The organism is Nocardiopsis metallicus (assembly GCF_014201115.1).
GTDB lineage: Bacteria > Actinomycetota > Actinomycetes > Streptosporangiales > Streptosporangiaceae > Nocardiopsis > Nocardiopsis metallicus.
Window position 1 is genome coordinate 2,869,344 of record NZ_JACHDO010000001.1, and the last position, 14,665, is coordinate 2,884,008.

A 14,665-nucleotide genomic window follows, 5' to 3' on the forward strand; every position below is an offset into this window, starting at 1 on the left:
GTCCTTCGGCCTCGTCGAGGGCGACGAACGAGGCTGGCCCGGCAAGGAACAGGGCATCGATCTCGGCCCGCGTGGTCGGAGCAGGGGCAGGGCTGGTGAGCATGGCCCTCCGCTGGGGGCACCTGCGGTGGAAGTCGGCTGGGTTGTTCCCCTCGGCTATGCGCGCGAGCTCGTCGGCCACCAGGCGATCCGGGTGGTCCAGCGGAAGCGCCCAGGAGTGCGAAGCGTGGACGCCGGTCTACTCCTGGGAGGCCTGCGCTCGTGAGGTTGAGGCCATCAGGCTTCGCAGTCCTCTTTGACCAGCGCCTGCCGGGCCCTGATCTCGCGGAGCTCCTTCTCGAGCTCGGCGCAGCGCTCTTCGGCGGCAACGGCGCGGCGCTCCTGCTCGACCACTTCGTCTGAGAGCGCCTTCTTCTCTGTTTCGAGGATCTGGACGCGGGGGTCTTCGCCGAGGAGCGAGCGAATCCGGCCGAGGATCTCGGCGGCGTCGGCCGGGAGCGCCGACTGGTCGCAGGGCACCTTGAGTCCGGCGCGACGCAGCCTGCTGGGCGTCGCGCGGTAGCGCCCGTCGTCGTCACGGCCCCCGATGGCCCGCAACCGGTTGCGCACGGTCTTGCCGGTAACCGAGTTTATCTCGGCGACCTCAGCGACGGAGTACACCTCTTCCTCGGTCCCCGAGGTCTCTCCAGGGGTCGGGGCGTCGACCTCGGTCTGTGCCCCGAGCACGCTCAGCCCCTCCGACTCCGATTCATCGAGATCGGCGGCCGGTGCTTCGACCGGCCTCTGGTCGGAGGTCGACAGCCGTGCGAAGCACGGCGATCCGTCCGGGCCGGGAGCGACCTCAATTTCGTCGTCGGGGCACAGCCCGTCTTGGGCGCCCATCCAGTTGGAGAAGGTCATGCCGTGGGTCGCGAGGGCTTCGACGACGGTGATCGGCGAGGCGAAGGTTGCGGGTGGGGAGGATACCTCGGATCGGGCCGCGTGCCCCTCGAGGAGGCGCTTGATGTCGGCCGCGGTGTTTGGGGCCGAGCGGTTGAGAGAGATCGACGTGGGTGGCACGCTCGCCGTCTGGCCTGCGCTGTTGCGCAGGATGGCGTGGCCCTTGGACGAGACGCGACCTGTGCACCCGGCGTCGATCGCCTCCAGGACGAGCCGGGCCGCTCGTTGGTCGAAGCCCTGCAAGTCGCGGCGGGTGAGCTGGCCGAATGAGGCCCGCCTCTTGGCCATCAGAGCCCACCGCTCTCGTGAGCGTCGTTCGTGCTCAAGGCGGACGGGATGTCAAGGAATCGCGCGGCAGATGATGAAGTTGTCATGGGGTGTTGATCCTTCGAAGCTGGGTGGTCAGTCGGCGGCGAGCTCGGCGATGAGGGCGTCGACGGCCGATCGGCTGTCGACGACGTAGACGGCCGCGCCAGCGCGGAGCATCTTGGCTTTGACCGCCTCCTGGAGGGGGCGGAGGCGTCCGCCGGGGCGCTTGACCTCAACGAAGACCGTGGCCTGAGGGGCGATGACAACACGATCGGGCACCCCTGCCCTGCCAGGGCTGGTGAACTTCCAACAGAGGAAGCCGACGGCCCTGCAGCTCTCGAGCAGGTACGCCTCGATCTCGTTCTCGATGGTGCCGGTCTCGGTCGCTGGCGCTGCGCGGTCCGCGATGGTCATGGGCTCCTTCGTCGCCGTTCGTACTTTCCGTGAAGCGTGTGGTCGGTGGTCGCGCCTCAGACGGCGGCCATTCAGCGCTTGGTCGAGTTGGTGAAGATCGATACGACCTTCTCGTTGTCCTCCTTGACCAGGCTGGTCGCGGCAAGCTCCTCGAGCCGGGTGCAGATGCCCCATTCGGAGGCCCTCGACGTGCCGGGGTCGCCTGCTCGCACAAGCAGTGTGGACTGGGACATAATTCAAACCTTTCAACAATGATCATTTCATGTCAATACATCTTCGATTCTAATCAATTATTAGATGATTCGATTGTGAGTGGGTTCCTTCGGCAATGGTTGCGCCAATAACAAGGGCAGACCCCGCCGACGACGACGGGTCGCTGGCGGGGCCTGCGGCGGCCACGGGGGAAGGGCGCGCTAAGTAAAATTCTTCCAGTGCTTCGAGAACGTCGCGTCGAGCATCCCCAGGTAGACCTTGAGGTCGAGCGAGGCGATGAGGTCGTCGAGTACCTGGGCGTCGAGGGCGTGGAGGTCGTCGTTGCGCACGACCATCGACCACGAGGGAACGATGCCGCTGATGCGCTGGGCGACGACGTCGCGGTCCTCGGGGATGAGCGCGAGCCCGTCGGCGGAGCCGAACTCCAGGCGGTCACCGGCCCAGCCGTGGGCGCGCAGGATGGCCAGAGCCTCCTTCTCCCGCCTAACCGGGGCCTCGCCCAGCTCGCGACGCCGCTCCTTCGAGTCGGCGTTCACGACCCTCGCCCTGGCCGAGAGTAGGCTCTGGGCGCCCGGCGTGCCGTGCTCGACGACGAAGACCCGGTTGACCGTCTGCAGGGCCCGCGGGTTGGCCAGGACCAGGTCCTGGTCGAGGACCTCCTCCTCGTCCCGGCCGAGCGGGTCGACGGCGAAAGGGTAGGTGATCGATCCCCGCGAGGCGGTGATGATGTTCTGAAAGAGCATCAGAGTTTTCACGGGGTCGTCGGGATCGATCGCCTCCTGGAGGATCCTGCGCCCCAGTTCAGGGTCGAAGGGCTCCGACAGGGCCTGCTCCCCCCTGGCCGCAACCGTCTGCAGGTAGCGGGCCAGAGCGAAGTCGGTCACCGCGGGGTGGGCGAGCTTCTTCGCGGGCGTGGGACCGGCGTGACAGGCCAGCGTCCCTCCGCTGGCCGCGTCGATCTCCCAGTCGGCGAGCGGGTCGGCCGGCGCGTGATCAACGCGGCCAGCGGAGGCGACTTTGTCCTCTTCGGTCGGGCCGAGTTCGAGCCTGTTGTTCGAGTCCTTGCTGATGAGGAACATCGGCTCCGGCTCGATCTCGATACCGATCGCGGCCTGCTGCTCGGCGAGCACCCTGTTGTTGGCCTCGGCGCTGAAGGCCTCCGGCGCGCCGGAGGTGTCGACGACAGAGTAGAGGCCGTCGGTGTTGGTCGAGATGATCCGCGCCCCGGCCAGCGTCTGGGCCTGGCCGATCCGCCAGGAGAAGAGCTGGCCGATGATGCGCATCGAAACAACGATGTTGTTCATCCGGATCGGTGAGTTGCCGAAGGTCGTGTCCCCGGCACCGGAAGCCGAGTTGAGAATGAGCTTCGTCCCGTTGCGCAGGGTGTTCAGCCGCGTCTTCTCCTCCGGGCCGATGCCCGGAACCTTCATCTGCTTCCCGTAGTGCTCCTTATCGAAGAAGATCTTCGCGTAGCGATCCTCGCCCAGGTCCGGGTTCCAGAACGCCCGCATGTTGCGCAGGAGGTTCGGATAGTAGGAGCTGAAATCCTCGTGAACGACGTGGCCGGCCGAGGTCCGGGCGTATTTGGCGTCGAGTCGGGTCGACCGGTCGCCCGGCGTTTTCTTGTTCTCGACGAACAGCTCCGGCCGCTTGGTCGCCGGAACCTGCCGATAAGTCGCACCTGAGATCGTGTGTTTGGCCAGGACCACCTTGCCAAGGAGCACCTCGCCGGTGGGTAGGACCACGTCGAGCTCCTCGGCCTTGGGCCGCTGGGTGGCCAACAGCTCCTCGGGATCGGCGACCTGCTCCAGGGCCAGGGCCAGCTGCTTGTTCTGGACCTCATCGCCTTTCTTCGGCTTGCGCCACTTTTTGCCGCTGATGACCAGCGACTTGGTCACCTGCGAGCCGTCGGGCAGCGTCAGCAGTTCATGCTGGCGCTTGGCTGCGGCACGGAAGTCGAGCGGATCGGGGAACATCGCCTGCGCGAGCAGGAGCATGTTCTCCGCCTCGGCATAGGCGAGCTTGTCGGCGGCATAGGCGTTCATGTCCGCCTCGGCCCCGTGAATGCCACCGGTGGAGAAGGTGACGAAGCAGGAGGTCGGCGCACCTGTGGCGTCGAAGTAGGGCAGGTTGTTCGGCAGCTTGTCGATCTCCTTGAGCACCTTGGCCTCGCGGTCGCCGTGGACTCTGCGGTACTCGTCGGAGTCGTTGAAGTTTTCGCCCTCGATCGACCGGTAGTAGGCGACGACGTCCATGAACTGCCGGTGGGCCTCGGCTTGGTCGGGATTCGTCGCCCGGTCGGGGGCGACCTCGTCCTCGAAGAAGCGCTGGCACTGGGCGAGCACGTCGACCTGCTCGATGCCCTGCTCCTCGGCCACCGACGCCGCCGGGTACTTGAAGGACACCGCGGGGATGTCCTTGAGCTTGCCGTAGGGCGAGAGGATGAGGCCGACGAACTTAGCCGAGGTCGAGTCGATGGTCAGTCGGTTGCGGCGGACCCGGGACGGGTCGATCGCTGGCTTGCCGGTGCGGTAGTCCTTCTCGTAGACAGTCTCCGGGTACTCGGCGAGCAGGCCGGCCTTGAGGTCGAACGTTGAGGAGTAGGTCGGCTCCTCGAACAGCTGGGCCAGGCCCAGGCAGTCGGAGACGTTGTAGGCCAGCAGCTCGTAGAGGTCGTCGAGCTCGGTCAGCGTCGTGTCGTGGGCCAGCCGGTCGGACTCCTTGATCTGGCGGCCGAGGAGTCCGAGCAACCCTTTGAGTGGGACCTTCCACTGCAGCTCGTTGAGGCGGGCGATGTCGATGTGGCGACCGGAGTGGAGCATCGCCTGACGGATCTTCGCGGGCGTGGAGTCCCAGCCCAGGTACCTGGGCATGTACTCGATGTTGTCGGCGCTGAAGAGCCGGTCGTTGTGTGTGCGCATCTCGGCGGCCGTGGTCGGTCGGAAGACGTCGCCTTCGGTGGCCTGGAACACCTCGTTCAGGTAGAGGGCGAGCATCGTCGTGTCGTAGTTCGTCGAGTTGTACCCGGCGAGGAACGGATGGGTTGCGGGGGTGTACTCGGCGTCGGTGTCGCAGACCGGGCGCAGACTCGCCGGGTAGGAAGAGGATTCGGCCGGGTCGTTGACCCGGTCGGCGTCGGAGAGACCGACGATCTGGGCGAGTCGGATGTTGCTAGCCTCGGCCCGTAGGTCGAAGAAGGTTGCCGCGGTGGCGGGGAAGGCCGGTAGTCCCGGGTTGGCCGCGAAGAGCCGGTGGCCGAGGGTCTGGTGGTCGATGGTGTCGGCGAGGTTGGTGCCCTCACCCGCGTCGTCGACGAGGTAGAAGACCTCGATGGTGCCCGTGCCATCGGGAAACGGCGTGTAGGCGACGAGGCTGAAGACATTGGTCAGCGACTCGATGTCGTAGAAGGTGAACAGTGACTGCTCAGCGGTGATGGGCGTCCTCTCGGTGCTCATGAGGGGCGTGCCTTTCTTCTCGGCGCGGCCTGGAGCCGCTCGTGCGGAGCGCGCTGGCGCGGGACCTTCGTGCCCTGGCGGGGTCCGCGCAGCGGGAGCGTCTTCCCGGGGGCGGTGGCCAGCCGAGAGCGGACGATCGACTTGGCGATCCTGAGCATGGGCGTCCTTTCTCGTGGAGGGGGTTCTGGCTCAGCCCTGGGCGTCCTGGTCGTCGTCACCGGCGGTCTGGCGGAGGAGTCCGCGGTAGTTGGGCTTGAGCAGAGGGCGGGAGGCTTTGGTCGGGTCCGTGCCGATGTAGCCGGGCTGCTTCCATGCCTTGAGGTCGTACTCGGCGATGAGGGTCTCCGGCTCGCTCATCAGCCCGGTGTCGGGCTTGCCCGGCCGGATCTTTCGGTTTTTGTCCGGGCAGTGCCATTCCTGGTCGGGCTTGACGATCGCGACCAAGTCGGTGACGAACTGCTGCCTGGAGACCGGCGAGCCCGAGGGCGAGACGGAGACGAACCAGACCTTGTAGAGGTCGTAGAGGAACGTGAACGGCAGCAGGTCCCAGGCGAAACGTTCCCGGAACTCCTCCCAGAAGGCCCGGACCGGGTCGTTGGCTTCCTTGTACTCGGCGAGCACCATCTTCGTCGCCGGTGGCTCGGCCAGCTCGTAGTAGCTGCCCGGGGCGTCGGTCGAGGTTTCGGGCTTGTGCTCGGAGGTGCCTGCCCTGTGCAGGACGTGCCAGAGTGCGTACTCGAGGACCTCGGGCCGTTGCAGGTAGTCGTCCTTGATGTAGCGCTTCTCAGCCCCGGTGAAGGACTTTGAGAAGGGTACGAACAGCTGCCTGCGGTAGAACGACTCGGATTTGTCCTTGACCCGTGGGAACTCGTTGAGGCACTGGACCATGAAGCCGAAGAACTGGTAGGCGATCGGCATCCGGTACTTCCGGTCGATCTGGATGACGTCGCCGGTGACGACGGCCTTGAGGTTGGCGGCCTTGTCGATGAAGGTGCCCACGTCGTTTTCGTCGACGACGATCGCGTTGGCCCTCACCAGCGGCTCGAGGGCGAAGTTCTTGCCGAAGTCGGCCAGGGGGATCGATGTGTGCGAGCGCGGTCCGCACAGGTTGCGCATGAGCGCGCACAGCGTCCCTTTGCCGTTGTTTCCGGCCGAGGAGTAGAACCAGGCGGTCTTGTTCCAGCGCACGTGCGGGCGGATGATCGCGCCGATGATCTCCCACAGCAGTTCGGCCACGCCCTCGTCGTCGGTGAGCTCGTCGATCCAGGACACGATGTCCCAGGTTGAGCCGTCGACGGGGTGGACAATGACCGGGTTGGGGGCGTCAGGAACGTAGTCGACGTGGCACTTGGCCAGGAAGACTAGAGCCGGGTCGAAGGGGGTCAGGGCCTTGGGCTCGAAGGAGAAGTCCGTGCCGCCGATGGTCTCGGTCGCGGGCTCGCTGCCGTAGTAGACGACACCGTTGCCGACGGCGATGAGGTCGCGGTGCAGGCACTGGGTGGTCCGCGGCGCGTCCTCCTTGAGCACGGCCATGACCTCTTTGAAGTCGTTGAGAGTCATGCCGGCGTGGTAGCGGCGTGCCTTCATCCGGATGTCGTCCTCGCTGACCGTGTAGGTCCCGCGGCCCGGACCCGAGGCCTGGTACATCGCCAGTAGGTCGTATTCGCGGTCGGTGTCCTTGTCGGAGGGGGCGATGCGCTTGACGTGGTGCAGGTGCAGGAGGGTTTGGGCGATCTGCCAGGGGGTCAGGTGCTTGGCCATGGGCAGCTTCATGGCTTGGACGTTGGTCTTGGTGTTCTCGACCACGACGACACTGTTGACGATGGCCAGCAGCTGCTGCTCCAAGGCTGCTGGCCGCGGTGGTCGGGCGGGATCGAGATCGGCGAGGTAGGTCTCGGTGACGACGGTGATGACCTGGTTCAGAGGCGAGATGGCCTGTGTTTGGGCGAAGTGGGCCTTGATCGTGTCGAGGGTGGCCTCGACGTCGTGGACGGCGTTGTCGGCTGACCTATCGGGGTCGGCTGACACAGATGTGCTCTGGTCAGGAGTCGTCATGAGGTTGTCTCCCTGGCGGGCGAAACCTGTCGGCGATGGCGTGGGAAGCCGATTGGTCTCGTTATTGAATGGAACGCAATACTGACCCTATGCCATGCAAATGATCTTTAGCAATGCATTGAATCGGGACTAGATGATCAATGGATGCTCAATTTGCGGCGCAGCGAGCGCCAGCCAGGACCGAACCAGCCCTGCGAGAAGCAGCTATGGCCGAGGCCGGGCATGGGCGTCCGGGCGCAAGCAGGCGGCTTCTCGTGCATCACCAGCCCGGAGGCGGCGTGAGCCGCCTACAACAGGCCAGAAGGGCGCGAGGAAGAGCTCTTCGCTCGTGAGGGATGGACACGCAGGGATACCAACGGGGAAATACCCTCTGGGGGTTCAGAGAACGTGCGCCATAGCGTGGTACACCCGTTTGCCCAGCTCAGAAGGGAACAGGAGGGGCTTTGTACCGCGTGTACCACTTCTCATTCTTGATGTGGTACATCTGTTTGCCCAGGCCAGGGGGTCTTTATATACCCTCCGTACCACTCGTACCACATGAATGACATGAAGTAATACGCGTAAGCAGGCCCCCGCATCCCCACCGACGACCTGGTGCCAACGAGATGCCCCCACTTCCCATAAGAGAGTGAGGAAAATCTGGTACCCGTGGTACAACGCGCGGAATTACAATCTCGACCTGAGCAAACACCTGTACCACGGCGAGAATCCAATGTGGTACACGTCGCCTGCCGACCCCCTCCAAAAGAAGCGTTCACCCAGATCAGAGCGCAAATCATGGATGTACCAGAGGAAGTGGTACACAATGATCCATGCGGCAACTCTTCCTCGACGCCGACATGGCTTCCTTCATGAACCATGCGATTCCTCCTTCCGCCATGACCATGAGCGATATGAATGATCACTACCTCACGGGATCGTTCGATTCATTGCGAGGGGAATGGATCTCCTGGTAGAGTTGGGTCCAGGTGAATTGCGGCTTGTTCAGCTCTCACCCTCGTGTGGTTGTCGCACAGGAACGTGAAAAAGAAAGAGGCCGGAGGTCCTCCCCGTGGGAAGGGAGCCTCCGGCCTCTTTCTTGTGCCTAAGAAACTGCGGGCACTGGACCTCAGTACGGAGCGAAGTCCGCGAGGTTGAAGCCCGACGGGGACGCGCCGTCCCGGGAATATCCCGCCTTGGGGGATACGGTCTGCAAGGATCGGTCGGCCTCGATGGCGTAGACCATCTTGTGGGTGACCACGTAGTCGCGGCTGACCGGGATGCGGCCCGTGGAACGCTCGACGCTGATCTTACGGAAGCCGGTCTCGAACTCGAGGCGGCTGATCGTTCGGGCCAAGCCATTGTTGCCTCGGCGCACGGCTTCTTCGGGACTTTTGGCGTAGAAGTTCAGCACGGCGAAGTGTGTGCACCCGCGGTCGAGAGTGAGGGCATCACTGTCTTCGCCGCCGATGCTGGTGTCCATGCTTACGTAGGCGCGGCCAATCGCGGAAGCACTGGGGCGCAACAGCTTGCCGTCCGCGTCGTACTCACAGGGTCCGATGACAGCCATGATGATCCTCTCCTCTCTTCACGAGTATGACTGATGAAAAACTTTCAGTCACCCACCCGGTGACCGGATGGCCCGGTCACCCCGGTCCGACCGAGTCCCTGAGCAGCCTCGCGCGCGAGCGCGCCAGCCATAGGGACTTGGTCATCACCGATGAGCACAGAAAGGAGATGGAACCTCGTCCTGGATCCCGACCGCTCTCAGGCAGCGGGGCCGCCCGTAGCGCGGCCGGGGGCGAGACCGGCGAGCACGAGTCCGAAGGCCACGCCCAGCGGAATCACGGCCAGCGGATGGGCGAGAAACCCCAGCCAGGCCGGTGGCACGAGAGCCGCAGCAAGGTTGAAGCCGATGTGGACCAAGACGACGGGGACGAGACCGCGTGTGCGCTCGTAGACGATCGCCAAGAGCACTGCCAGGGGCAGGACCGAGGCGGTCTGGACGATGTTGGCGTGCATGATCGCGAAGGCCGCGGCCTGGACGGCCACGGCCACGACGACCGCCGCTCGCCTGCGCAGCAACGGGTAGAGCACTCCCCGGAAGAGAACCTCTTCGCTGAGCGGGGAGACGAGCAGGACGAGGATGATCGCCATTACGCCAGCGGCGTGCCGGGAGGCGGCCTGGGCCTCAAAACCCGGCGAGCCGAAGACAAGGTAGAGCCACAGCCCCATCGTCTGGCCGGCCAGGAAGGCCAGCAGCCCGGCACCGGCCACCCCCGCCCAGAACCGAACGGCTCCGCTCCTAGACTCCAGCGGGACGGGAGCTGGCTCGTACGCGAACCAGGCCGGACGCCTCCAGCGCAAGAGGCCGACGACGAGCGTGACCACCACGCCGAGGACCACCGTCGCGGTGATTGGGTCGGCCACAAGCCCAGCAGCGGCGAGCCCGAGGCCGATGTAGGCACCGACGACGAGAACGGGGACGACCAGGCACCAGAGAAGCGCCCCGTCCCGGGGCCGGGGCCGGGAGCCTGCGGGATTCGCTGATGCGGCCATCGCCGGACCTCCCGCCGTCATGCCAGTTGTTCGTCGATGACGAGCTGGACGCGGGTCTTGCCCATGAACTCGTTGAGTTGGAGCTTGGCGAGGAATCGAAAGGGCTCTGTGCTCGGGTCCTGGTGGGCGTCGCGGACCCTGGACGCCAGCGCCTCGGCGTGCTCGTCCGCGGCGTTCCACCACAGGCACGCCAGGCCGTCGCGGGTGATCACTCGCAGGTGCTTCTTGCACCGGAAGCACACCCACCAGCCGCGCTCGCCCTCCTCCCCGTTTTCGGGGGTGCGCTTGTGGTCGCAGTCGGCGTCGGAGCCGATGCGGTCGACGCGCAAGTCGACCGGGGGTAGCACGATCTCGACCCGCGGTTCGGCGAAGGCGTGGCCGAAGGGTTTGAGGGACTCCAGGCGCTCGACGAGCTCGATGAGCGGGGTCATGTCCGTCAGCGGAGCGTCGGCCTCTGCGGCCGTACCCAGGACGAGGTCGCCGGGCGAGGCCGAGGGGTCGCGCCGGAGCATCGCCAGCCGGGTCTCGTCGGACAGCACCTGGGCCAGCTGTGTGAGCCGGTCGGCGCGCTCGACCTTGACACCACAGGCCTGCTGGTGGCCGATGGCCGACAGTCCCTCGTGCGGCTCGAGGCTGGAGATGATGTCAAACCACTCCGGGGCCCGGCCAGAGCCGGAGACGAATTCGTCGGGACGCGCGGGCCGGGTCACGACGACGGTCGGGTGGCCGGTGCGCTGCATCATCTGGCTGGCCAACAGCCCGTACATGCCCGCCGGGGCAGAGGAGAAGTAGACCCAGGGGGTCAGCGGCTGGTCGGCGCCGAGGATCTCCTCGGTGTAGGTGGCGGTGAGCTCCTTGCGGTGCTCGTTACCCTCGATGACCGCCCGGGCCGCGTCGAGCTTGGCCTCGGGCGTCGGGGCGGTGAAGACTTCGAAGCACGGAGCCAGCGGAGCCTCGATGCGCCGCGGCGAGTTCATCGCCGGTGCCAGGTAGAAGCCGTAGAGCCCTTCGTCGATCGAGTCGACCTCGCGGATCTTACCTGCTTGCGTGAAGGCCTTGAGTAGAAGCGCGAAACCCTCGAAGGCCGCGAGGAAGACTGGGTGGTGCTCGTCGGCGCGCAGCAACTGCAGTAGGACGGCCCGGTCGACGTCGATCCTTTTGAGGTCGGGGTCGAGGCCGCCGAACCGGTTGGGAACCGTCTTGGGGGGCCTGACCCACAGCAGTCGGGCCAGCGAGAGCGAGTCGCGCACGAGCTGGCGGTTCTCATACAGCAGCGGCATCACGTCGGAGACAGTGCCAAGGCCGGCGAAGAGTCGCAGCAAACGGACCTCCCACAGCTTGTCGGGACGGTGGGCGGTCGCATGGGCCTCGATCACCTGGTAGAGCACGTGTGCCCCGCAGATGCCCTTGAGCGCGTAGGTCTCATCGATGCGGCAGGGGTTGACGGTGACGTCGGCGCTCGATCCGGGCTCGAGCTCGGCGTGGTGGTCGGTCACCAGCGTCGTCCACCCAAGCGACCTGGCCGCGGCGATGCCCTTGTGGGAGTTCACGCCCCCGTCGCAGGTGAGCAGCACCCGGGTATCGGGCCAGGCCGCGTGGATCTCGGCGATGTCCTCCGGGCACAGGTCGTGACCGCGACGGTAGTCGGGCAGGTGCAGCTCGACGTCGAATCCGAGCTCGGACAGACCCGCGTAGCCAAGGACGCCGGAGGCGATGCCGTCCATGTCGAAGTCGGGCGCGATGACGACCTTGGACCTCGAGGATCGGGCGTCTTCGAGCACGGCGACCATTGTCTCGACGTCCTTGAGGGTGTCGTGCTCGTCGGACTGGATGGCTGAGAGGTACTCGTCGGTCCAGCCCCGGCGAGCGCAGAGCGTGGCGAAGAGGCCCTGGCCGGTGACACCAGCGAAGTCGTCGATGTCGATGGTGGGGGTATAGGTCATGACGAAGACCTTTCGGATCCGGGGTTTTTCACGCGCGGATCACGAGTCGGCGCGCACGATTCGATGGTGTGATTCTAGCAGCACGCCACCTCGAAGATGCTCATATAGCAGCACCAACGAGCATTCGGCAACGATTCAGCCGGGCTGTCTTTGCAGCCATGGATTCGTGGGTTACTCTCCCCAGTATGGCCATCCGAAAAGTGATCGAATCAGACCTCAGCGGCAAGCCCGATGCGGCGACCGTCACCTTCGGAGTCGGCGATCAGTGGTATGAGGTCGACCTGACGCCCGAGGAGCGGGAGAAGTTCGAGGCTTCGCTGAAGGAGTACATGAAGGCGGGACGCAAGGCGTCCAAGGAGCCAGGGAAGAAGAAGGTCGTGCCCACCACGACCGCAGAGGAGCGGGAGAAGATCCGGAAGTGGGCCAAGGAGAACGGCTACGAGGTGGCCGAGTACGGGAGAATCCGAAAGGAGATCTTCAAGGCGTACTGGGCAGCCCACGGCGGCCCTCCCAAGGACGCCCCCTACGATTCGTAGACCATCTAACAGAGTAGTGGATCAGCGAAGCCCCGGACCGCCGTCGGTCCAGGGCTTCTGCGTCCATGGCGCTGTTCAGGCGCAGGCAACGTCGACGACGCTGATCCCGGCGGCCATCGCAACGCGGCGGCAATGGACGGTGCCGTGTGAGAAGTGACCACGTCGAGCCGGCAGGAGCTGCTCGTCGTTCGCCCGCGGGCAGCCGTTCTTGTCGCAGAGGTCGAGGAAGGCCGCGGCCCGCGCTTCGGTTCCCGCCTCGCAGAGCCTGAGCACGGCGTTGACCATCTCCACGTTGCGCCGCAGTCCGGCCTTCTTGCCGTGGGCCTTCCAGTCCGCAGGTATCTTAATGACGTGGAGGCTGGCTGACCTCCACAGGCGCTCGGCCATGGCGTCGGCGCTCCGCCCGTGCTTGTCGGCAGGGCAATGGCCCGAGACCAGCACGGGCCGGGTGATGGGGCCTCGAGCGGCCCAGTCGGTCCAGATCTCGTTGAAGACCCGGCGCATAGCGACCTCGTCGTCCCAGGTGCGAGAGCCGGTGATGAGGAGCGCGTGGGAGTAGTCGAGAGCCATGATCGGATCTCAGTCCGTCAGGGCGTTGACGAAGGTCCGCACACCGTTGTCGTCGATGGCGATGATCGGCTTCTCGTGACGAAGGTTGCCGATGACCACGATGTGCCGACCGTCTTCGCCGCGCTCGATGTGGACGGTACATACGCTGGTCGCCTCGTCGTTGTCGAAGTCGACCCTGCCGAAGCGGTCCTCTTCGATGGCGCGGGCGTCGGGCGACGACTTCTCGAGAGCGAGCCGCGTCGGGGTCGGCCAGATTTGGGGCTCGCAGCGGGCACCAGTGTCGTAGGGCGTGAGATAGGGCGTCGACATTTCGATCGTCCTTTCGGTCAATGATTCTCGGAATGATTCGAGTCAGTCGGAGACGGCGGTCTCGTGCTCGCCGCTCTTGTTCTCACGGCAGCGACGAGTGCCGACCCTGACGCTGGCTCTGGGTTTGCATCGGAGGTCCTCGTCGCCGCAAGGGATGGCCTTGGGGCCAGTTGGTCTTGCGGTCGTGGACAGCCATGAACTCGTCACTGCGGATGACGGTCTCGGCGCTCGTCACAGGCTCGAGGTGATCGGGATGAGTGCGGATGCAGGTCCGGTTCCCGCAGTCGTGATCAAGCACAAGGACGTCAGGGGCAGGAGCGAAGATTTCGCAGGCGTCGTGCCGACAGGGGCCTGGGCACTTCTGTCGACTCCTGTTTCCTCCCGTGCCAGCTGTGCTGGCCATGAGCCATCCCTCTGGCAGCCATCGAGGCGATCGTCATTTCGCTCATGGGTGCACCCGCAGGGCGTCTTCCTGTGGATACCGGGCGAGCTCCGAGGCGGCTCATTCTTCTGCAGAGCGCAGCGGATGGGCATAGGCCAAGGGAGCGCCAGCGACCGAGGATCCGGAGGATAAAGCTGTCGGCTATGCCGACCAACCCGACCGAGCGCAGCGAGGGTCCCCGCAGGGGTGGGTTGCCAGCTTTACTTATGCCCTTTCCTTTTCTCCCCCATGTTCCGCGTCCGAGGCCTTGGCCGAGGACCGGAACGGCTCGTGTATCAGGGGAAACGTTGTGTACACCCATCAACCGTACGGTTCGATATCGATCGCGAAGCGGTGTACGGACGGTTGGGTTTTCCCTGGTCATGGCAATAGATCGGTGTACGGCACTTTCAACGACCGTGGTACCGTCGTACGGTCTGGGCTTCTTCGCCCTAGCGAGGCACGAGTGGGTGACCGTACGGTTGTCCTCCCACTGCTGCGCTCCTCCACATAGATGTCGTGCAGCAGTTGTCGCCGCAGGCATCGTCGCAGTCTCCTCTTCATCGTCGCGATGACTGCACAGCCGTGGATCACTCTCGTGGCAGTCGTCGTTCCGAACCACTGCATCCGTTGTCACTGGCTGTCGCTCCAGCCGCAGTTCTGACAACGCGGCTTCCCGCTCCGCCCGTTGTCGCGGTGCCTGCTCCGCTTCCTCGCCGGGCACCTTGTTGCACCGCTCCCGGGGCTGGCTCCGCCGGTCGCTGCCGGTCGTTGCCGGAGCCGGATACCCTCCCCGTTATGAGCTCGTCGCGGACCCGCGACCGGGGTAGTCGACGTGGGCGCATGCGGAAGGAATCGACCCGCTGGCAGCGAACCGCTCTCCCCCGCTTGGCTACTCGTGTCGCCACCTCGGCGCCGCTGCGGAACCCACTGCGGTCGTCGTCGGAGCGCGCCTGAGGGTCT

The 14,665-nt window shown here is 65.3% G+C and carries 13 protein-coding genes; 2 read left to right on the plus strand and 11 right to left on the minus strand.

Annotated features, from left to right (window positions below):
• Window positions 1-276: 276 nt before the first annotated feature.
• The 6 genes from HNR07_RS12345 to HNR07_RS12370 all read right to left on the minus strand — a co-directional run bounded on the left by HNR07_RS12345 (window position 277) and on the right by HNR07_RS12370 (window position 7,385).
• On the minus strand, window positions 277-1,227 hold the full coding sequence (locus tag HNR07_RS12345; RefSeq protein WP_184365101.1) for a hypothetical protein: 951 nt from the start codon (window positions 1,225-1,227) through the stop codon (window positions 277-279).
• A 114-nt stretch (window positions 1,228-1,341) separates the two neighbouring features.
• Entirely contained in the window at window positions 1,342-1,662 is a 321-nt protein-coding gene (locus HNR07_RS12350; RefSeq protein WP_184365102.1) for a VRR-NUC domain-containing protein, read from the minus strand.
• Window positions 1,663-1,733: 71 nt separating this feature from the next.
• Window positions 1,734-1,895, minus strand: a complete 162-nt coding sequence (locus tag HNR07_RS12355) for a hypothetical protein (RefSeq protein WP_184365103.1) — start codon at window positions 1,893-1,895, stop codon at window positions 1,734-1,736.
• Window positions 1,896-2,075: 180 nt separating this feature from the next.
• Complete coding sequence (locus tag HNR07_RS12360) at window positions 2,076-5,330, minus strand: hypothetical protein (protein WP_184365104.1); 3,255 nt, start codon at window positions 5,328-5,330, stop codon at window positions 2,076-2,078.
• Entirely contained in the window at window positions 5,327-5,488 is a 162-nt protein-coding gene (locus HNR07_RS12365; protein ID WP_184365105.1) for a hypothetical protein, read from the minus strand. Before HNR07_RS12365 ends, HNR07_RS12360 begins: the two co-directional genes overlap by 4 nt.
• Window positions 5,489-5,519: 31 nt before the next feature.
• Window positions 5,520-7,385 carry a DNA primase family protein gene (locus tag HNR07_RS12370; RefSeq protein WP_184365106.1) on the minus strand — a complete coding sequence of 622 codons (1,866 nt, stop codon included), beginning with the start codon at window positions 7,383-7,385 and terminating at the stop codon, window positions 5,520-5,522.
• Window positions 7,386-8,197: 812 nt separating this feature from the next.
• On the opposite strand from HNR07_RS12370, the gene HNR07_RS12375 reads away from it, so the two are divergent.
• Window positions 8,198-8,341: a hypothetical protein gene (locus HNR07_RS12375; RefSeq protein ID WP_184365107.1), complete on the plus strand. Its 144-nt coding sequence runs from the start codon at window positions 8,198-8,200 to the stop codon at window positions 8,339-8,341.
• A 152-nt stretch (window positions 8,342-8,493) separates the two neighbouring features.
• On the opposite strand, the gene HNR07_RS12380 is transcribed toward HNR07_RS12375, so the two are convergent.
• The 3 genes from HNR07_RS12380 to HNR07_RS12390 all read right to left on the minus strand — a co-directional run bounded on the left by HNR07_RS12380 (window position 8,494) and on the right by HNR07_RS12390 (window position 11,866).
• Window positions 8,494-8,934 carry a hypothetical protein gene (locus tag HNR07_RS12380; RefSeq protein WP_184365108.1) on the minus strand — a complete coding sequence of 147 codons (441 nt, stop codon included), beginning with the start codon at window positions 8,932-8,934 and terminating at the stop codon, window positions 8,494-8,496.
• A 197-nt stretch (window positions 8,935-9,131) separates the two neighbouring features.
• The gene (locus HNR07_RS12385) at window positions 9,132-9,923 is read right to left on the minus strand and encodes a CPBP family intramembrane glutamic endopeptidase (RefSeq protein WP_184365109.1); all 792 of its coding nucleotides are present in this window, start codon (window positions 9,921-9,923) and stop codon (window positions 9,132-9,134) included.
• 17 nt (window positions 9,924-9,940) lie between these two features.
• Window positions 9,941-11,866, minus strand: coding sequence for a DHH family phosphoesterase (locus tag HNR07_RS12390; protein WP_184365110.1), 1,926 nt, complete (start codon window positions 11,864-11,866; stop codon window positions 9,941-9,943).
• A gap of 185 nt (window positions 11,867-12,051) precedes the next feature.
• Here HNR07_RS12390 and HNR07_RS12395 point away from each other — a divergent pair, with 185 nt between their 5' ends.
• On the plus strand, window positions 12,052-12,402 hold the full coding sequence (locus HNR07_RS12395) for a histone-like nucleoid-structuring protein Lsr2 (protein ID WP_184365111.1): 351 nt from the start codon (window positions 12,052-12,054) through the stop codon (window positions 12,400-12,402).
• Between the two features lie 75 nt (window positions 12,403-12,477).
• On the opposite strand, the gene HNR07_RS12400 is transcribed toward HNR07_RS12395, so the two are convergent.
• On the minus strand, window positions 12,478-12,972 hold the full coding sequence (locus HNR07_RS12400) for a DUF2493 domain-containing protein (RefSeq protein ID WP_221318790.1): 495 nt from the start codon (window positions 12,970-12,972) through the stop codon (window positions 12,478-12,480).
• A 9-nt stretch (window positions 12,973-12,981) separates the two neighbouring features.
• Window positions 12,982-13,281: a hypothetical protein gene (locus tag HNR07_RS12405; RefSeq protein WP_184365112.1), complete on the minus strand. Its 300-nt coding sequence runs from the start codon at window positions 13,279-13,281 to the stop codon at window positions 12,982-12,984.
• Window positions 13,282-14,665 lie beyond the last annotated feature (1,384 nt).